The 19,753-nt window shown below is 53.7% G+C and carries 18 protein-coding genes; 13 read left to right on the top strand and 5 right to left on the bottom strand.

Going from position 1 to position 19,753, the window contains the following annotated elements; translation table 11 throughout:
• Positions 1-82: 82 nt before the first annotated feature.
• Positions 83-235 carry a glucose uptake inhibitor SgrT gene (gene sgrT / locus Y71_RS22790; protein WP_007373128.1) on the top strand — a complete coding sequence of 51 codons (153 nt, stop codon included), beginning with the start codon at positions 83-85 and terminating at the stop codon, positions 233-235.
• A 122-nt stretch (positions 236-357) separates the two neighbouring features.
• Positions 358-1,533, top strand: a complete 1,176-nt coding sequence (locus Y71_RS22785; RefSeq protein ID WP_007373130.1) for a sugar efflux transporter — start codon at positions 358-360, stop codon at positions 1,531-1,533.
• A 57-nt stretch (positions 1,534-1,590) separates the two neighbouring features.
• Here the strand turns inward: Y71_RS22785 and leuD are convergent, their stop codons facing one another.
• The 5 genes from leuD to leuL all read right to left on the bottom strand — a co-directional run bounded on the left by leuD (position 1,591) and on the right by leuL (position 6,448).
• Complete coding sequence (leuD, locus tag Y71_RS22780) at positions 1,591-2,196, bottom strand: 3-isopropylmalate dehydratase small subunit (protein WP_007373131.1); 606 nt, start codon at positions 2,194-2,196, stop codon at positions 1,591-1,593.
• A 10-nt stretch (positions 2,197-2,206) separates the two neighbouring features.
• A complete protein-coding gene (gene leuC, locus Y71_RS22775) occupies positions 2,207-3,604 on the bottom strand; it encodes a 3-isopropylmalate dehydratase large subunit (RefSeq protein WP_007373132.1) in 1,398 nt (465 codons plus the stop codon).
• A 2-nt stretch (positions 3,605-3,606) separates the two neighbouring features.
• The gene (gene leuB / locus Y71_RS22770; protein ID WP_007373133.1) at positions 3,607-4,698 is read right to left on the bottom strand and encodes a 3-isopropylmalate dehydrogenase; all 1,092 of its coding nucleotides are present in this window, start codon (positions 4,696-4,698) and stop codon (positions 3,607-3,609) included.
• Positions 4,698-6,269 carry a 2-isopropylmalate synthase gene (leuA, locus tag Y71_RS22765; protein ID WP_007373134.1) on the bottom strand — a complete coding sequence of 524 codons (1,572 nt, stop codon included), beginning with the start codon at positions 6,267-6,269 and terminating at the stop codon, positions 4,698-4,700. The genes leuB and leuA overlap by 1 nt, the downstream gene beginning before the upstream one ends.
• Positions 6,270-6,361: 92 nt before the next feature.
• The gene (gene leuL, locus Y71_RS31040) at positions 6,362-6,448 is read right to left on the bottom strand and encodes a leu operon leader peptide (RefSeq protein WP_107146878.1); all 87 of its coding nucleotides are present in this window, start codon (positions 6,446-6,448) and stop codon (positions 6,362-6,364) included.
• Positions 6,449-6,926: 478 nt separating this feature from the next.
• Between leuL and leuO the strand changes: the two genes are divergently transcribed.
• The 11 genes from leuO to mraY all read left to right on the top strand — a co-directional run bounded on the left by leuO (position 6,927) and on the right by mraY (position 19,752).
• Entirely contained in the window at positions 6,927-7,889 is a 963-nt protein-coding gene (gene leuO / locus Y71_RS22760; protein ID WP_007373135.1) for a transcriptional regulator LeuO, read from the top strand.
• A gap of 383 nt (positions 7,890-8,272) precedes the next feature.
• A complete protein-coding gene (ilvI, locus tag Y71_RS22755) occupies positions 8,273-9,997 on the top strand; it encodes an acetolactate synthase 3 large subunit (RefSeq protein WP_007373136.1) in 1,725 nt (574 codons plus the stop codon).
• Positions 9,998-9,999: 2 nt separating this feature from the next.
• Positions 10,000-10,491, top strand: coding sequence for an acetolactate synthase small subunit (gene ilvN, locus Y71_RS22750; protein ID WP_007373137.1), 492 nt, complete (start codon positions 10,000-10,002; stop codon positions 10,489-10,491).
• A 177-nt stretch (positions 10,492-10,668) separates the two neighbouring features.
• A complete protein-coding gene (gene cra / locus Y71_RS22745; protein WP_007373138.1) occupies positions 10,669-11,673 on the top strand; it encodes a catabolite repressor/activator in 1,005 nt (334 codons plus the stop codon).
• Positions 11,674-12,290: 617 nt separating this feature from the next.
• Entirely contained in the window at positions 12,291-12,749 is a 459-nt protein-coding gene (gene mraZ, locus Y71_RS22740; RefSeq protein WP_007373139.1) for a division/cell wall cluster transcriptional repressor MraZ, read from the top strand.
• Between the two features lie 2 nt (positions 12,750-12,751).
• On the top strand, positions 12,752-13,693 hold the full coding sequence (gene rsmH / locus Y71_RS22735) for a 16S rRNA (cytosine(1402)-N(4))-methyltransferase RsmH (protein WP_007373140.1): 942 nt from the start codon (positions 12,752-12,754) through the stop codon (positions 13,691-13,693).
• Complete coding sequence (gene ftsL / locus Y71_RS22730; RefSeq protein ID WP_007373141.1) at positions 13,690-14,055, top strand: cell division protein FtsL; 366 nt, start codon at positions 13,690-13,692, stop codon at positions 14,053-14,055. The genes rsmH and ftsL overlap by 4 nt, the downstream gene beginning before the upstream one ends.
• Before the next feature lie 25 nt (positions 14,056-14,080).
• Positions 14,081-15,847, top strand: coding sequence for a peptidoglycan glycosyltransferase FtsI (locus Y71_RS22725; protein WP_007373142.1), 1,767 nt, complete (start codon positions 14,081-14,083; stop codon positions 15,845-15,847).
• Positions 15,834-17,321, top strand: coding sequence for a UDP-N-acetylmuramoyl-L-alanyl-D-glutamate--2,6-diaminopimelate ligase (gene murE / locus Y71_RS22720; RefSeq protein ID WP_007373143.1), 1,488 nt, complete (start codon positions 15,834-15,836; stop codon positions 17,319-17,321). Before Y71_RS22725 ends, murE begins: the two co-directional genes overlap by 14 nt.
• Positions 17,318-18,676 (top strand): UDP-N-acetylmuramoyl-tripeptide--D-alanyl-D-alanine ligase, encoded by a 1,359-nt coding sequence (murF, locus tag Y71_RS22715; RefSeq protein ID WP_007373144.1) that lies wholly within the window; start codon positions 17,318-17,320, stop codon positions 18,674-18,676. Before murE ends, murF begins: the two co-directional genes overlap by 4 nt.
• Complete coding sequence (gene mraY, locus Y71_RS22710; RefSeq protein ID WP_007373145.1) at positions 18,670-19,752, top strand: phospho-N-acetylmuramoyl-pentapeptide-transferase; 1,083 nt, start codon at positions 18,670-18,672, stop codon at positions 19,750-19,752. The genes murF and mraY overlap by 7 nt, the downstream gene beginning before the upstream one ends.
• Position 19,753: the final 1 nt, after the last annotated feature.

Below are 19,753 nucleotides of genomic sequence, written 5' to 3'. Positions count from 1 at the left end.
GGGAACTCCTGATAAAAACTCAGCAATTTATTTCTCCCTATATTAAGCCAATACTTCTCTTCGATGAAAGCGAGGAGGTGGTATGCAGAGATCATCCATACGACGGTTTTATCTGGCTTATTTTCGCGCCACGCAGGATGTGTGCTGGCTCGCCCGTCAGAGTGCAGGGCAGCGCCTGAAAATGCTGGAAGAACTGATGCAGTGGGAAGTGACAACGCCGATCTCGAAGGACTGAATCGCGGCCATCATGTGTGACTGAGTATTAAGTGCGAATGCACCCGCCAGCAAAATATTTTTTGCTGGCTTTTTTCGTTTATGATTTCAGCGGCTTTTGCCGCTTTTGAAAAGGAAACGTTCATGCTCTGGTTAATGACGATGGGACGCCGTCTCAACGGTGTTTACATCGCTTTTATGATCGTTGCGTTTATGATGGGGGTTGCCGGCGCGGTGCAGGCACCGACGCTAAGCCTGTTTCTCAGCCGCGAAGTGGGGGCGCAGCCTTTCTGGATCGGGCTGTTTTATACCGTCAACGCGGTAGCCGGGATCCTGGTCAGCCTGTGGCTGGCAAAACGTTCCGATAACCAGGGCGATCGCCGCAAGCTGATCCTCTTTTGTTGCCTGATGGCAGTGGGTAACGCGCTGCTGTTTGCCTTCAACCGTCACTATCTGACGCTTATCACCTGCGGCGTGCTGCTGGCCTCGCTCGCCAATACCGCGATGCCGCAACTCTTTGCGCTGGCGCGCGAATATGCCGACAGTTCTGCGCGGGAAGTGGTGATGTTTAGTTCGGTGATGCGTGCGCAGCTCTCGCTGGCGTGGGTGATTGGCCCGCCGCTGGCGTTTATGCTGGCGCTCAATTACGGCTTTACCGCTATGTTCACCATTGCAGCCGGGCTTTTTGTGATAAGCCTGGTGATGATTGCCTTCTGGCTGCCCTCGGTGCCGCGCGTGGCGCAGCCCGCCGTCGCAGTCACGGAAGTGAGCGGCTGGGGCGATAAGAACGTGCGTATGTTGTTTATCGCCTCAACGCTGATGTGGACCTGCAACACCATGTACATCATCGACATGCCACTGTGGATTAGCCAGGAGCTGGGGCTGCCGGATAAACTCGCCGGGATCCTGATGGGCACCGCTGCTGGTCTGGAGATCCCGGCGATGATCCTGGCCGGATATTTTGTCAAACATCTGGGCAAGAGGAGGATGATGGTGACAGCCGTCGCCGCGGGCGTGGTGTTCTATCTGGGGTTGATCTTCTTCCACAGCCAGACGGCGCTGCTGGTGCTGCAACTGTTCAATGCGATCTTTATCGGCATCGTCGCCGGTATCGGTATGCTGTGGTTTCAGGATTTAATGCCAGGGCGTGCCGGTTCGGCGACAACGTTGTTTACCAACAGTATTTCAACCGGGGTGATTCTTGCCGGGGTGATTCAGGGCGCGCTGGCGCAAAGTTTTAGTCACGGGGCGGTGTACGTAGGGATTGCGGTGATTTCCGTGGCGGCGCTGCTGCTGACCAGCCGCGTGAAGGATGTGTGAGTTTTTATTTGCCTGCCGGATAAGCGTTAGCGCCATCCGGCAAGCAGTCTGCTTCTGTTAGCTCATAAACGCCGGTTGCTTGCTTTCGTAAGCGGCAATCGCGTCTTCATGCTGAAGCGTCAGGCCAATGCTGTCCAGACCGTTCAGCATGCAGTGACGGCGGAAGGCGTCAATGTTAAAGCTGTAGGATTTCCCGCCCGCTTTTACCACCTGCGCTTCCAGATCCACCTCAAAGGTCGTGCCCGGGTTGTTCTGTACCAGCGTGAACAGCGCATCAACATCCTCTTCGCTCAGCGTCACCGGCAGCAACTGGTTGTTAAAGCTGTTGCCATAGAAGATATCGGCGAAGCTCGGCGCAATCACCACTTTGAAGCCGTAATCGGTCAGCGCCCACGGCGCATGCTCGCGTGAGGAGCCGCAGCCAAAGTTTTCGCGCGCCAGCAAAATCGATGCGCCTTTGTATTGCGGAAAGTTCAGCACGAACTCCGGGTTCGGCTGCTCGCCTTTATCATCAAGGAAGCGCCAGTCATTAAACAGATGGGCGCCAAAACCGGTACGCGTAACCTTTTGCAGGAACTGTTTCGGGATAATCGCGTCCGTATCGACGTTGGCGGCATCCAGCGGAACAACCAGGCCGGTGTGTTGGGTAAATTTCTCTGCCATGGTGATCTCCTTACAGGCTACGAATATCGGCGAAATGACCGGTTACCGCCGCAGCGGCAGCCATTGCCGGGCTGACCAGATGCGTGCGTCCGCCGCGGCCCTGACGGCCTTCAAAGTTACGGTTACTGGTGGATGCACAACGTTCGCCGGGGTTCAGGCGGTCGTTGTTCATTGCCAGGCACATAGAGCAGCCAGGCAAACGCCATTCGAAACCGGCTTCGATAAAGATCTTATCCAGACCTTCCGCTTCCGCCTGCGCTTTCACCGGACCAGAGCCAGGTACTACCAGCGCCTGTACGCCCGGCGCAACTTTGCGGCCTTTAGCGATCTCCGCTGCGGCGCGTAAATCTTCGATACGCGAGTTTGTGCAGGAACCGATAAACACTTTATCAATCGCCACTTCAGTCAGTGGAATTCCCGGTTTCAGGCCCATATAAGCCAGCGCTTTTTCTGCTGAGGCGCGCTCAACCGGATCGGCGAACGATGCCGGATCGGGGATGATATCCGTCACCGAAATCACCTGGCCCGGGTTGGTGCCCCAGGTTACTTGCGGCGCGATATCTTCTGCCTGCAAGGTTACAACGGTGTCGAAAGTTGCCCCTTCGTCGGTGTGCAGGGTTTTCCAGTAAGCAACAGCCTCATCAAAATCTTTGCCTTTCGGCGCATGCAGACGGCCTTTCACGTAGTTAAAGGTGGTCTCGTCCGGTGCGACAAGACCGGCTTTCGCGCCCATCTCAATGGCCATGTTGCACAGCGTCATGCGGCCTTCCATGCTCAGCGCACGAATTGCATCACCGCAGAATTCCACCACATGACCAGTACCGCCTGCGCTACCGGTTTTGCCAATGATCGCTAACACGATATCTTTGGCGGTGATCCCCGGAGCCGCAGTGCCTTTCACCTCGATCTTCATGGTTTTGGCGCGGCCCTGTTTCAGGGTCTGCGTTGCCAGCACATGCTCAACTTCCGACGTGCCGATACCGAAGGCCAGCGCGCCAAACGCGCCGTGGGTTGCGGTGTGCGAGTCGCCACAAACAATGGTCATACCCGGCAGGGTGATGCCCTGTTCTGGCCCCATCACGTGGACAATCCCCTGGTACGGGTGATTCAGGTCATACAGCTCAACGCCGAATTCGTTGCAGTTTTTGATCAATTCCTGCATCTGGATACGCGCCATTTCGCCGGAAGCGTTAATGTCTTTGGTCTGCGTGGAGACGTTATGATCCATGGTGGCGAAGGTTTTACCCGGTTGGCGCACCGGGCGTTTGTGTGCGCGCAGGCCGTCAAACGCCTGCGGCGAGGTCACTTCGTGCACCAGATGGCGATCGATATACAGCAATGGGGTTTCGTTTGGCGCTTCATACACAACGTGCGCATCAAACAATTTTTCGTACAAACTCTTAGCCATGATTACACCCCTTCGGCGACATAACGGGCAATGATGTCGCCCATTTCATCGGTACTGACAGCCGCAGCGCCACGGGCTAAATCACCGGTACGCACGCCTTCTTCTAATGCACGGTTGATTGCGCTTTCGATCGCGGAAGCCGCTTCACCCGCGTCCAGGCTGTAGCGCAGCAGCAGCGCCAGCGACAGGATCTGCGCAATCGGGTTCGCAATATTTTTACCGGCGATATCCGGCGCGGAGCCACCCGCCGGTTCGTACAGACCAAAACCTTGTTCGTTCAGGCTTGCTGAAGGCAGCATACCCATCGAGCCGGTGATCATCGCACACTCATCGGAGAGGATGTCGCCGAACAGGTTAGAGCACAGCAGCACGTCAAACTGGGACGGATCTTTAATCAGCTGCATGGTGGCGTTGTCGATATACATATGCGCCAGTTCAACATCCTGATATTCGCTGGCGATTTCGTTGACGATTTCGCGCCACAGCAGAGAAGTTTGCAGAACGTTGGCTTTATCAATCGAGTGCACTTTTTTACGGCGTTTACGCGCCGATTCAAACGCAATACGCGCGATACGCTCGATTTCAAAACGGTGATAGACCTCGGTATCGAAGGCCTTCTCGTGCTGGCCGCTGCCTTCACGGCCCTTCGGCTGGCCGAAGTAGATGCCGCCAGTCAGTTCACGTACGCACAGAATATCGAAGCCGTTAGCGGCGATATCTTCACGCAGCGGGCAGAAAGCTTCCAGCCCCTGGTACAGTTTGGCCGGGCGCAGGTTGCTGAATAATTTGAAGTGCTTACGCAGCGGCAGCAGCGCACCGCGCTCCGGTTGCTGTGCCGGCGGCAGATTTTCCCATTTCGGGCCGCCAACGGAGCCAAACAGAATGGCATCGGCCTGCTCGCAGCCTTCAACGGTTGCCTGTGGCAGCGGGTTGCCATGGCGGTCGATGGCGATACCGCCCACGTCATAATGGCTGGTGGTAATGTGCATGCCAAAACGGCTACGCACGGCTTCCAGTACTTTCAGGGCTTGCGCCATGACTTCCGGACCAATACCGTCACCCGGTAACACAGCAATATGATAATTCTTCGACATCACACGGTTTCCTTGTTGTTCTCTTTGTTCTGCGCTTTGCGTTGCAACTCTTTTTCGACTTCGGCTGCGCGCCAGATATTGTTCAGCACGTGCACCATGGCTTTGGCTGAGGACTCAACGATATCGGTCGCCAGACCTACACCGTGGAAGCGGCGGCCATTGTAATTGGCAACGATATCAACCTGCCCCAGCGCATCTTTGCCGTGGCCTTTGGCGCTGAGACCATATTTCACCAGCTCGATGTCGTACTCGGTGACGCGGTTAATGGCCTGGTAGATGGCATCAACCGGGCCGTTACCATTGGCGGCTTCGGTTTTAATTTCATCGCCACAGGCCAGCTTAATAGAGGCGGTTGCGATGTCGTTGGAGCCGGACTGCACGCTGAAGTAGTCCAGACGGAAATGTTCTGGCTCTTCCTGCTGTTTGTTAATGAATGCCAGCGCTTCCAGGTCGTAATCGAAGACCTGGCCTTTTTTATCCGCCAGTTTCAGGAACGCTTCGTACAGGTTATCCAGGTTGTAATCGGCTTCCTGGTAACCCATCTCTTCCATCCGATGTTTCACCGCCGCACGGCCGGAACGGGAAGTCAGGTTTAACTGCACCTGATTCAGGCCAATGGATTCCGGAGTCATGATTTCGTAGTTTTCGCGGTTTTTCAGCACGCCATCCTGGTGAATACCGGAGGAGTGGGCGAAAGCGCCGGTGCCGACAATCGCTTTGTTCGCCGGAATCGGCATATTGCAGATCTGGCTGACGGTCTGGCTTGTACGCCAGATTTCATTGTGATTGATGCGGGTGTGCACGTTCATAATGTCTTTGCGCACCTTAATCGCCATGATCACCTCTTCCAGCGAACAGTTACCGGCACGTTCGCCGATACCGTTCATCGCACCTTCAACCTGGCGCGCACCGGCGTGTACCGCTGCGATGGCGTTGCCAACGGCCAGACCTAAATCATCATGGGTATGTACGGAGATAATGGCTTTATCGATGTTCGGTACGCGGTCATACAAACCGGTGATGATATTGGCGAATTCAAACGGCATGGTGTAGCCGACGGTATCCGGGATGTTGATGGTTTTTGCCCCGGCGTTGATCGCGGCTTCGACCACTCGCGCCAGATCGTCGATTGGCGTGCGGCCTGCATCTTCGCAAGAGAACTCTACGTCATCGGTATAGTTACGTGCGCGTTTGACCATGTAAACTGCGCGTTCAATCACTTCATCCAGCGTACTGCGCAGCTTGGTGGCGATGTGCATCGGCGAGGTGGCGATAAACGTATGGATGCGGAACGCTTCAGCGACTTTCAGGGATTCTGCGGCGACATCAATATCTTTTTCAACACAGCGGGCGAGGGCGCAAACGCGGCTGTTTTTCACCTGGCGCGCGATGGTTTGTACGGATTCAAAGTCACCCGGGGACGAAACCGGAAAGCCGACTTCCATCACATCGACGCCCATACGTTCCAGCGCCAGGGCGATTTGCAGCTTCTCTTTCACGCTCAGGCTTGCCTGTAACGCCTGTTCACCATCACGTAATGTGGTATCGAAAATAACGACTTGCTGGCTCATGGTTTAGGTCCTTGTTATCTGAGGTCGCCTCGCTACGAGCATAAAAAAACCCGCGCCAAGGCGCGGGTTTTCTGTCTTAACTGGCAGACAATTCAGCTCTGAATGTCGTCCACCGGTCTACCGCGCACAAGAGATGCGTTTAGTAGTAGTAGACCAGCGAAACCGACGTTGCGAATCATGAATCAAGCTCCAGGAAAAACGATATGCTTTTAGTGGTACTGGATACGCTTGTTAAAGTCAACCCCTGCTCCTGAAAACCATCCTCAGAACAGGTGGGTTGTATGGCTGCTTTTCAGTTAATTATTCTGTACCGTAGAATGAAATGCGTATTTCGTGCGAATTACTATTGAAGTATTTTTTAGTGGACAATCACTAATTTAAAGATAAATTTACAGAACAACCCTTTTACGCTTTGCGTTATGGAATGGATGGCTGTTATCTTTATCATCAGATGAGTTGCGGAATGTTTGATAAAGTAAAAATATATTAATCCGTCACTGGTTATCGCATTATTTATCGGCGCAATTATCCTTGAAAAAAATATAAAAAGGGAGCTTTAAATATTCCTAATTTTTCACGCCATGCTTCTAATAATGCTATATGCATGATAAATCATCTTCCTGAATATTATTATTACACAGTTAAGGGAGTTTTATCATGACGACGGATTGCAATGTTCCAGGGGAAACTATTGATAATCATCAGATTGTCGATGTGGACAAACCACAGTTGCGTTCAGTAGATCTTAATTTGCTTACCGTTTTTGATGCGGTGATGCAGGAACAAAACATTACCCGTGCGGCGCACGCGCTGGGAATGTCTCAGCCCGCAGTGAGTAATGCCGTTGCGCGGCTTAAAGTCATGTTTAATGACGAGCTCTTTGTCCGCTACGGCCGTGGGATTCAACCCACTGCGCGTTCATATCAGCTGTTTGGCTCAATCCGTCAGGCATTGCAGTTGGTACAAAATGAGTTGCCCGGCTCGGGATTTGATCCACTGAGCAGTGAGCGTGTATTTAATCTTTGTGTATGCAGTCCGCTGGATAATCTCTTAACGTCAATTATTTACAATAGCGTTGAAAAGGCTGCGCCTAATATTAATCTGGTGTTTAAAGCCGATCTTAATCACAGTACTGAGCATCAATTGCGTTACCAGGAAATTGAATTTGTGATCGGCTACGAAGAGTTTCGTCGTCCGGAATTCTCTTGCGTTCCATTATTTAAAGACGAAATGGTACTGGTGACCAGTAAAGAACATCCGCGCATGGCGAATCTTGTTACGGAAGCTGATGTATTCAATGAACAACATGCAGTGGTCTCGCTGGACCGTTATGCTTCCTTTAGTCAGCCCTGGTATGATACGGCGGAAAAGAAGAGCCGTATTGCCTATCAGGGAATGGCAGTCACCAGCGTATTAAACATTGTCGCGCAAACGCATTTGGTGACGATTGCGCCGCGTTGGTTGGTTGAACGATTTACTCATGGCTTGCCATTGCAGGTATTACCTTTGCCGCTGGCGCTTAATACTCGTACCTGCTATCTCTCGTGGCATGAAGCGGCAGGCCGCGATAAAGGCCACCAGTGGATGGAAGAGTTACTGACTTCGGTTTGTACGCTGTAATCCGCTCGCAGAATAGATCGGGCTTGTTTAGTCGGTTTATTCTGCTTAATCCTGAATGGGGAGTATTTTATTTCAATTTCGGTCGTCAGCGACTTCCCGTGTCGTGCGAAAAATGCATGATTTTCTGTACAACATGCCATTTGGATGATGAATGGTCATCGTCTTTCCTTATCACAGATGTTTTCACCAAATCTGCAGCTCTCGCATTGTTTTTCCTCTTTTGTACGCCGTTGACGTCTGCGGTTTGCTAATTGCCTGCCAGATTTTGAGCGGTTATGGTAACTGCCATTCATAATCAGAATGCAGGGTTTCCTGCTCTGAACAGAGCGACAGCGTGGAAATGAATTCCGCCCAGTCGACAAATATAAGCCTGGAGGCAAAGCATGGAGATGTTGTCTGGAGCCGAGATGGTCGTCCGATCGCTTATCGATCAAGGCGTAAAGAAAGTATTCGGCTACCCCGGAGGCGCAGTCCTGGATATCTACGATGCCCTGCATACTGTTGGCGGTATTGAACATGTGTTGGTACGTCATGAGCAGGCTGCAGTGCATATGGCCGATGGGCTGGCGCGGGCAACGGGTGAGGTTGGGGTGGTACTGGTCACGTCTGGCCCTGGTGCGACGAATGCAATCACGGGTATCGCCACCGCTTATATGGATTCTATCCCGCTGGTGGTGCTTTCCGGGCAGGTTGCAACGTCGCTGATTGGCTATGACGCGTTTCAGGAGTGCGACATGGTGGGGATTTCCCGCCCGGTGGTGAAGCACAGCTTCCTGGTCAAACAAACCGAAGATATTCCCGGCGTATTAAAGAAAGCGTTCTGGCTGGCTGCCAGTGGGCGTCCGGGGCCGGTGGTGGTGGATCTGCCGAAAGATATTATGAACCCGGCCAACAAGCTGCCCTATTTCTGGCCGGAATCGGTCAGCATGCGATCTTATAACCCGACGACACAGGGCCACAAAGGGCAAATCAAGCGCGCTTTGCAAACGCTGGTGGCGGCGAAGAGGCCGGTAGTCTATGTGGGCGGCGGTGCGATTAACTCCGCGTGCGAAACTCAGTTGCGTCAGTTGGCTGAAAAACTGAATTTGCCAGTGGTCTCCTCCTTAATGGGGCTGGGCGCGTTTCCGGCGTCGCATCGTCAGGCGCTGGGCATGCTGGGCATGCACGGGACTTACGAAGCCAATATGACGATGCACCACTCCGATGTCATTTTCGCGGTTGGCGTGCGTTTTGACGATCGCACTACCAATAATCTGGCGAAGTACTGTCCGGATGCGACGGTTCTGCATATCGATATCGACCCCACTTCCATTTCCAAGACCGTACAGGCGGATGTGCCTATTGTCGGCGATGCGCGGCTGGTTCTGGAACAAATGCTCGAACTGCTGGAGCAGGAAGAGCAGCCGCAGCCACTGGATGAGATCCGTGACTGGTGGTTGCGCATTGAACAGTGGCGCGCGCGTCAGTGCCTGAAATATGACACCCAGAGTGAAAAGATCAAACCGCAGGCAGTGATTGAAGCTATCTGGCGTTTGACGAATGGCGACGCTTACGTTACTTCCGATGTTGGCCAGCATCAGATGTTTGCCGCGCTCTACTACCGTTTTGATAAACCGCGCCGCTGGATCAACTCCGGTGGGCTGGGCACTATGGGTTTTGGTTTACCTGCTGCGCTCGGTGTGAAGATGGCACTGCCCGAGGAGACGGTTATCTGCGTGACCGGCGATGGCAGTATCCAGATGAACATTCAGGAACTCTCTACGGCCTTGCAGTATGAACTACCGGTGCTGGTATTGAACCTCAATAACCGCTATCTGGGGATGGTGAAGCAGTGGCAGGACATGATCTATTCCGGCCGCCATTCACAATCTTATATGGAGTCGTTGCCTGATTTTGCGCGCCTGGCAGAAGCTTATGGCCATGTGGGAATTCGTATTACGCGTCCGGATGAGCTGGAGGCGAAGCTGGCGGAAGCGCTGGAGCAGGTGAAAAACAATCGCCTGGTGTTTGTTGACGTTACCGTTGACGGTAGTGAACACGTTTATCCGATGCAGATCCGCGGCGGCGGCATGGATGAGATGTGGTTAAGCAAAACGGAGAGAACCTGATTATGCGCCGGATACTGTCTGTATTACTGGAAAATGAATCGGGCGCGTTATCGCGCGTGATTGGCCTGTTCTCTCAGCGCGGTTACAACATAGAAAGCCTGACCGTTGCGCCGACTGACGATCCTACCTTATCGCGGATGACGATCCAGACTGTCGGCGATCAAAAAGTGCTGGAGCAGATCGAAAAGCAACTGCACAAGCTGGTCGATGTGTTACGCGTAAACGAGCTGGGGCAGGGGGCATATGTTGAGCGTGAAATCATGCTGGTGAAGATTCAGGCCAGCGGTTACGGTCGCGAAGAGGTGAAACGCAACGCTGAGATCTTCCGCGGACAGATCATTGACGTTACGCCATCGATTTACACGGTTCAGCTCGCAGGCACCAGTGACAAGCTGGATGCGTTTTTAGCCACCATTCGTGATGTGGCGAAAATTGTTGAAGTTGCGCGCTCCGGTGTGGTGGGGTTGTCGCGCGGCGATAAAATCATGCGCTGAATAGAATAACCTTCCATATTTACAGGCCCGGTGTTCTACGCCGGGCTTTTTTTTGCGAAATCCGCCGGAACCAGACACGAAAGCGGTTGCCGGAGTGAGTATTCTGCGCTTAGATGTTAAGGATTTTAACCTATATCCCTAAAAAGGTTATGGAGTACATTAATTTAAGGGGCAATTGTGAAACTGGATGAAATCGCCCGGCTAGCCGGCGTCTCACGAACCACGGCAAGCTACGTCATCAATGGTAAGGCGAAGCAGTATCGTGTCAGCGACAAAACCGTTGAGAAAGTGATGGCGGTTGTTCGTGAGCATAACTACCACCCAAATGCGGTGGCAGCTGGCCTGCGCGCAGGACGCACTCGTTCGATTGGGCTGGTGATCCCCGATCTTGAAAACACAAGCTACACCCGCATTGCCAACTATCTGGAGCGTCAGGCGCGTCAGCGCGGTTACCAGTTACTGATCGCCTGCTCGGAAGATCAACCCGATAATGAAATGCGCTGTATCGAGCACCTGTTGCAGCGGCAGGTGGACGCTATTATTGTCTCCACCTCATTGCCGCCAGAGCATCCGTTCTATCAGCGCTGGGCTAATGATTCGTTCCCGATTGTCGCGTTGGATCGCGCGCTGGATCGTGAACACTTCACCAGCGTTGTTGGTGCCGATCAGGATGATTCGGAGATGCTGGCCGCAGAGCTGCGTAAGTTTCCGGCGGAGCGCGTGCTTTACCTTGGGGCGTTACCAGAACTCTCTGTTAGTTTCCTGCGTGAGCAAGGTTTCCGCACGGCGTGGAAAGACGATCCGCGTGACGTGCAGTATCTCTATGCCAATAGCTACGAGCGTGAAGCAGCCGCCCAGCTATTTGATAAATGGCTGGAAACTAACCCAATGCCGCAGGCGATGTTTATAACCTCGTTTGCATTATTGCAGGGCGTGCTTGACGTTACGTTACGTCGCGACGGTAAATTGCCGTCGGATCTGGCGATCGCGACTTTTGGCGATCACGAACTGCTCGATTTCCTGCAATGTCCGGTACTGGCGGTGGCCCAGCGCCATCGCGATGTTGCGGAGCGGGTTCTGGAAATTGTGCTGGCAAGCCTCGACGAACCGCGTAAACCGAAAGCGGGTCTTAGCCGTATCCGGCGTAATCTCTATCGTCGCGGGATATTAAGTCGCGTATAAGTTCAGATCAAAGGCAGCGTAAGCTGCCTTTTTTGTTTTGTCTTACCTTGAATCAAATTATTCCCTGTTGGCTCCTAAGATAAATCCTTAATTTTTAAACGGGACGTGATAAGTTAATTCTAATTGCTTCTTTAAATCGGGTTTTAAAAGGATATTTTTAAAGCAGTAATTATGATTTCTGTCTTAAATTGTTACATCTCAGAAAAGTGTTACCTTTCTTCTATAGCATCCATTATCGGCGTAGGGCTATTTCCTTAGTGGCTCTGCCGTCGCGCTGAGTGTGAACGGATGCAACTGGTGCTGTTCAGTTGGGTTGATATGTCTTAAAATGCCGCCCGCGTCGCAAACTGACACTTTATATTTCGCGCGCAGAAATCAAATGGTTTTAAACGCGGATACGCATATTCTGTTTTTTTCTTGCAAATATTCATGACGTTAATTTGCCTCGTAAGTTGAGCACTATTTCACCTTTGCAGATATTCGCTGCAAATAAGAGATCTTTTGTTCTGGTTAGCCTTTGTGCTGGCTTGACAAGCTTTTCCTCCGCTCCGTAAACTCCCTTGGTGGGGATTTGTGGGATAAAGTGGTGAAAATGGTCACTTGGGGGTGAATCGGACATGTTCCGTGGCGCGACGTTAGTCAATCTCGACAGCAAAGGGCGGTTAGCCGTTCCGACCCGTTATCGGGATTTGCTGCTGGAGAATGCCTCCGGTCAGATGGTGTGTACCATCGACATTCGCCATTCATGTCTGCTGCTTTATCCCCTTCCTGAATGGGAAATTATTGAGCAAAAACTGGCGCGCCTGTCGAGCATGAATCCGCTTGAACGACGCGTACAACGTTTATTGCTGGGGCATGCCAGCGAGTGCCAGATGGATAGCGCCGGGCGTTTATTGATTGCGCCTGTTTTACGGCAGCATGCCGGGCTAACCAAAGAAGTGATGCTGGTCGGGCAGTTCAATAAATTTGAGCTGTGGGACGAAACGACCTGGTATCAACAGGTCAGGGAAGATATCGACGCTGAGCAATCGGGTTCTGAAGCACTTTCAGATCGGTTGCAGGATTTGTCTCTGTAATGATGATGGAAAATTTTAAACATACGACGGTGCTGCTGGATGAGGCCGTTAATGGCCTGAATATTCGTCCGGATGGCATCTACATCGATGGCACTTTTGGTCGCGGTGGTCACTCGCGCCTGATCCTCTCCCGTTTGGGTGCGGAAGGACGCTTGCTGGCGATCGATCGCGATCCACAGGCAATTGCTGTAGCCCAAACCATTGATGATCCCCGCTTCTCCATCATTCATGGTCCTTTCTCTGCGCTTGCTGATTATGTCAGCGAGCGCGAACTTGTTGGCAAGATCGACGGTATTCTTCTCGATCTTGGTGTCTCTTCACCGCAGCTTGACGATCCTGAGCGCGGCTTCTCCTTTATGCGCGATGGTCCGCTTGATATGCGGATGGATCCCACTCGCGGCCAGTCTGCTGCCGAATGGCTGCAAACAGCTGAAGAAGCAGACATTGCCTGGGTGCTGAAAACCTTTGGCGAGGAGCGTTTTGCTAAACGTATCGCGCGCGCAATTGTAGAGCGTAACCGCCTCGATCCGATGACCCGCACTAAAGAGCTGGCGGAAGTCGTTGCGGCGGCAACACCGGTGAAAGACAAGTTCAAACATCCCGCGACCCGTACCTTCCAGGCGGTGCGCATTTGGGTAAACAGTGAACTGGAGGAAATAGAGCTGGCGCTAAAAAACTCGCTCGGCGTGCTTGCCCCGGGAGGGCGGCTTTCGGTAATCAGCTTCCATTCTCTGGAAGATCGCATTGTGAAACGCTTCATGCGTGAGCAAAGCCGCGGCCCGCAGGTTCCTGCCGGGCTGCCGATGACCGAAGAGCAACTCAGGAAACTGGGTGGCCGTCAGTTGCGAGCCTTAGGAAAGTTGATGCCGGGCGAAGAAGAAGTGGCTGAAAACCCACGTGCCCGTAGTTCAGTTCTGCGCATTGCAGAGAGGACGAACGCATGATCGGCAGAGTGACAGAAACCCTAAGCAAAGTGAAAGGATCGTTAGGAAGCAACGAGCGCCATGCCTTGCCTGGCGTGATCGGTGACGATCTTTTGCGATTTGGGAAACTGCCACTCTGTCTGTTCATTTGCATCATCATGACGGCAGTGACGGTTGTCACTACCTCTCACCACACACGTTTATTAACCGCGCAGCGTGAACAACTTGTTCTCGAGCGCGACGCGCTGGATATCGAATGGCGCAACCTGATTCTTGAAGAGAATGCGCTCGGCGATCACAGCCGGGTTGAACGGATTGCGACGGAAAAGCTGCAAATGCAGCACGTGGATCCCTCTCAGGAAAATATCGTAGTGCAGAAATAGAAATGAATAAGGAATTACGCGACGCATGAAAGCAGCGGCGAAAACGCTTAAACCGAAACGCCAGGAAGAACAGGCCAACTTTGTGAGTTGGCGTTTTGCGTTGCTTTGCGGTTGCATTCTGCTGGCGATGGCGTTTCTGCTTGGGCGTGTCGCCTGGCTGCAGGTTATCAATCCGGAAATGCTGGTGCGCGAAGGGGATATGCGTTCCTTGCGCGTGCAGGAAGTCGCAACGTCGCGTGGAATGATTACCGACCGCTCCGGGCGTCCGCTGGCTGTTAGTGTGCCGGTGAAAGCGATTTGGGCCGATCCAAAAGAGTTACATGATGCTGGCGGCGTTACGCTGGATAACCGCTGGAAAGCGCTCTCTGACGCCCTGAACATGCCATTGGATCAGCTGGCTTCCCGCATTAATGCCAACCCGAAGATGCGTTTTATCTATCTGGCGCGTCAGGTGAACCCCGATCTCGGGGAGTATATTAAAAAGCTCAAGTTGCCGGGGATTCATCTGCGTGAGGAATCCCGCCGTTACTATCCTTCCGGGGAAGTGACCGCTCACCTTATCGGTTTTACTAACGTAGATAGTCAGGGGATCGAAGGCGTTGAGAAGAGCTTTGACAAATGGCTTACCGGCCAACCTGGCGAACGTATTGTGCGTAAAGATCGCTACGGGCGCGTTATTGAAGATATCTCTTCCACCGACAGCCAGGCTGCGCATAACCTGGCGCTGAGCATTGATGAACGTTTGCAGGCGCTGGTTTATCGCGAGCTGAATAACGCGGTGGCGTTTAATAAGGCTGAATCCGGAAGCGCAGTGCTGGTTGATGTGAACACCGGCGAAGTGTTGGCAATGGCCAATAGCCCTTCCTACAACCCGAACAACTTCACCGGCACGTCGAAGGATGCAATGCGTAACCGCGCGATCACCGACGTTTTTGAACCGGGTTCGACGGTGAAACCCATGGTGGTAATGACGGCGCTGCAGCGCGGCGTCGTCACACCAAATACGGTGCTGAACACCGTGCCTTACCGAATTAACGGCCACGAAATCAAAGACGTGGCGCGCTACAGCGAATTGACCCTTACTGGGGTGCTACAAAAGTCGAGTAACGTCGGTGTTTCGAAGTTGGCGTTAGCGATGCCCTCCTCAGCGTTAGTAGATACTTACTCACGTTTTGGACTGGGAAAAACGACCAATTTGGGGATGGTCGGGGAACGCAGTGGCTTATTTCCTCAAAAACAACGGTGGTCTGACATAGAGAGGGCCACCTTCTCTTTCGGCTATGGGCTAATGGTAACGCCGTTACAGTTAGCGCGAGTCTACGCAACGATTGGCAGTTACGGTATCTACCGTCCTCTGTCGATTACCAAAGTTGACCCGCCCGTGCCGGGCGAACGCATTTTCAATGAGTCTATCGTGCGCACCGTGGTGCATATGATGGAGAGCGTTGCGCTGCCGGGCGGCGGCGGGGTGAAAGCAGCCATCAAAGGCTATCGCATTGCTATCAAAACCGGGACGGCGAAAAAAGTCGGCCCGGATGGCCGTTATATCAACAAATATATTGCTTACACCGCTGGCGTCGCGCCTGCCAGCCGCCCGCGCTTTGCGCTGGTGGTGGTGATTAACGATCCGCAAGCGGGTAAATACTACGGTGGTGCCGTGTCCGCACCGGTCTTCGGTGCCATCATGGGCGGCGTTCTGCGCACCATGAACATTGAGCCGGACGCGCTGACCACGGGCGAAAAAAGTGAGTTTGTAATTAATCAAGGCGAGGGTACAGGTGGCAGATCGTAATTTGCGCGACCTTCTCGCTCCGTGGGTGCCAGGCGCACCGGAGCGAGCACTGCGGGAGATGACACTCGACAGCCGTGCGGCTGCATCGGGCGATCTCTTTGTGGCGGTGGTCGGTCATCAGGCGGACGGGCGTCGATATATCCCGCAGGCGATTGCGCAAGGTGTTGCTGCCATTATTGCTGAAGCGAAAGACGAAGCAAATGACGGTGAAATTCGTGAAATGCACGGCGTTCCGGTCATTTACCTCAGCCAGTTGAATGAGCGCCTTTCCGCGCTGGCGGGCCGTTTTTACGGTGAACCCTCTGAACAATTGCGCCTGATTGGCGTAACCGGCACCAACGGCAAAACAACGACCACGCAACTGCTGGCGCAGTGGAGCCAATTGGTGGGCGAAACCAGCGCAGTGATGGGGACGGTCGGAAATGGTCTGCTGGGTAAAGTCATCCCGACTGAAAATACCACCGGCTCTGCGGTGGATGTTCAGCATGTGATTGCCGGGCTGGTTGCGCAGAAAGCGACGTTTGCCGCGATGGAAGTCTCTTCCCACGGTCTGGTACAGCATCGCGTGGCGGCGCTGAAGTTTGCCGCTGGCGTATTTACCAATTTAAGCCGCGATCACCTCGATTATCACGGCGATATGGCGCATTACGAAGCGGCGAAATGGCTGCTGTTCTCCTCTCACCACTACGGACAGGCGATTATCAATGCCGATGACGAAGTGGGCCGCCGCTGGTTAGCGAATCTGCCGGATGCGGTTGCGGTATCGATGGAAGACCATATCAACCCGGATTGTCACGGCCGCTGGCTCAAGGCTACCGGCGTGGAGTACCACGATAGCGGGGCGACTATTCGTTTTGACTCTTCATGGGGTCAAGGCGAAATCGAAAGCCGTCTGATGGGCGCGTTTAACGTCAGTAACCTGCTGCTGGCGCTGGCAACGCTGCTGGCGCTGGGTTATCCGTTAAGCGATTTGCTGAAAACCGCTTCACAGTTGCAGCCGGTTTGCGGACGCATGGAAGTATTTAGTGCGCCGGGTAAACCGACGGTGGTGGTGGATTATGCCCATACGCCGGATGCGCTGGAAAAGGCCTTACAGGCTGCACGCCTGCACTGCACCGGTCAACTGTGGTGCGTGTTTGGTTGCGGTGGCGATCGCGATAAAGGTAAACGTCCGCTCATGGGCGCAATTGCTGAGCAGTTCGCCGATGTGCCGGTGGTTACGGACGATAACCCGCGCACCGAAGAGCCGCGTGCCATTATCAACGATATTCTCGCCGGTATGCTGGATGCCGGGCGTGCGCATGTGGTGGAAGGGCGTGCCGAAGCCGTAACCAACACCATTATGCAGGCGAAAGAGAATGATGTGGTTCTGCTGGCTGGCAAAGGCCATGAAGATTATCAGATTGTCGGGACGCACCGACTGGATTACTCCGATCGCGTCACCGCGGCACGTTTGCTGGGGGTAGTGGCATGATTAGCGTAACTCTAAGCCAGCTTGCCGACATTCTGCAGGGTGAATTACATGGTCAGGATGCGACGATTGATGCGGTAACCAGCGATACCCGCAAACTAACGCCGGGCTGCCTGTTTGTGGCGCTGAAAGGCGAGCGTTTCGATGCCCATGATTTTGCCGAACAGGCTAAAGCGGGCGGCGCGGGCGCGCTACTGGTTAGCCGTAAGCTGGACTGCGATCTGCCGCAACTGCTGGTCAAAGACACTCGCCAGGCGTTCGGCGAGCTGGGCGCCTGGGTACGTCAGCAGGTGCCGACGCGTGTGGTTGCGTTAACCGGTTCTTCCGGCAAAACCTCGGTGAAAGAGATGACGGCCGCCATTCTGAGTGAATGTGGCAACACGCTTTATACCGCAGGAAACCTGAACAACGACATCGGCGTGCCGATGACGCTCCTGCGTTTAACCAAAGAACATCAATACGCGGTGATTGAACTGGGCGCGAACCACCAGGGGGAAATCGCCTGGACCGTCGGGCTTACCCGCCCGGAAGCGGCTCTGGTCAATAACCTGGCGGCGGCGCACCTGGAAGGCTTCGGATCGCTTGCGGGCGTGGCGAAAGCCAAAGGAGAAATCTATACCGGGTTGCCTGCCAACGGTGTGGCAATCATGAATGCTGACAATAATGACTGGCTGAACTGGCAGAGCATTATTGGCGCTCGCAAAGTGTGGCGCTTCTCGCCAAATGCGGCGAACAGTGATTTTACGGCCACCAACATTCATGTGACCTCGCACGGAACTGAGTTCACGCTGCAAACCCCGATGGGCAATGTGGATGTGACACTGCCGCTGCCGGGACGACACAATATTGCCAATGCGCTGGCAGCGACCTCGCTGGCGATGGCGGTGGGCGCTAGCCTGGCGGCAGTGAAAAAAGGGTTGGCAAACCTGAAAGCGGTGCCGGGGCGTCTGTTCCCGGTGCAACTGGGCGAAAATAAATTGCTGCTCGATGACACGTACAACGCTAACGTCGGTTCAATGACCGCCGCCGCACATGTGCTGGCGGAAATGCCGGGTTACCGGGTGATGGTGGTGGGCGATATGGCAGAGCTAGGCGATGAGAGCGAAGCCTGCCACATTCAGGTGGGTGAAGCGGCTAAAGGCGTTGGCATCGATAAAGTGCTGAGCGTCGGTAAGCTGAGCAAGGCTCTGAGCGCTGCCAGCGGTGTTGGCGAACATTTTAACGATAAAGCGGCAGTAGTGGCGCGGTTGAAGGCGCTGATCGCTGAACAGCAGATTATTACCATTTTGGTGAAAGGTTCACGTAGTTCCGCCATGGAAGAGGTGGTACGCGAATTACAGGAGAATGGAACATGTTAGTGTGGCTGGCCGAACATTTGGTCAAATATTATTCCGGCTTTAACGTCTTTTCCTACCTGACGTTTCGCGCCATTGTCAGCCTGCTGACCGCGCTCTTCATCTCTCTGTGGATGGGGCCGCGCATGATTGCCCGTCTGCAAAAACTCTCTTTCGGCCAGGTTGTGCGTAACGACGGTCCGGAGTCGCATTTCAGTAAACGCGGTACGCCAACGATGGGGGGGATTATGATCCTCACGGCAATCGTTGTTTCCGTACTGCTGTGGGCTTATCCCTCTAACCCGTATGTCTGGTGCGTGCTGGTTGTACTGGTAGGTTACGGTGCGATTGGTTTCGTTGACGATTACCGCAAAGTGGTGCGTAAAGATACCAAGGGCCTGATTGCTCGCTGGAAATATTTCTGGATGTCACTGATTGCGTTGGGCGTGGCGTTTGCGCTTTACCTGGCGGGGAAAGATACGCCAGCGACAGAACTGGTGGTGCCTTTCTTTAAAGATGTGATGCCGCAACTGGGCCTTTTCTACATTCTGCTGGCTTACTTTGTGATTGTCGGCACCGGCAACGCCGTTAACCTGACGGACGGTCTTGACGGTCTGGCGATTATGCCGACGGTGTTTGTCGCCGCGGGCTTTGCGTTGGTGGCCTGGGCTACCGGTAACATGAATTTTGCTAACTACCTGCATATCCCTTATCTGCGTCACGCGGGAGAGCTAGTGATCGTCTGCACGGCGATTGTCGGCGCAGGGTTGGGCTTTTTGTGGTTCAACACCTATCCGGCGCAGGTTTTCATGGGGGATGTGGGTTCACTGGCTCTCGGCGGCGCGTTGGGGATCATTGCCGTGTTGCTGCGTCAGGAGTTCTTGCTGGTGATTATGGGCGGGGTGTTTGTGGTGGAAACCCTGTCGGTGATTTTGCAGGTGGGGTCGTTTAAATTGCGCGGCCAGCGTATTTTCCGCATGGCGCCGATTCACCATCACTATGAACTGAAAGGCTGGCCGGAACCGCGCGTGATCGTGCGCTTCTGGATTATTTCGCTGATGCTGGTGCTGATTGGCCTGGCAACGCTGAAGGTACGTTAAT

It is taken from the genome of Kosakonia radicincitans DSM 16656, assembly GCF_000280495.2.
Classification (GTDB): Bacteria; Pseudomonadota; Gammaproteobacteria; order Enterobacterales; family Enterobacteriaceae; genus Kosakonia; species Kosakonia radicincitans.
This window is presented reverse-complemented; position numbering and strand designations above follow the sequence as displayed.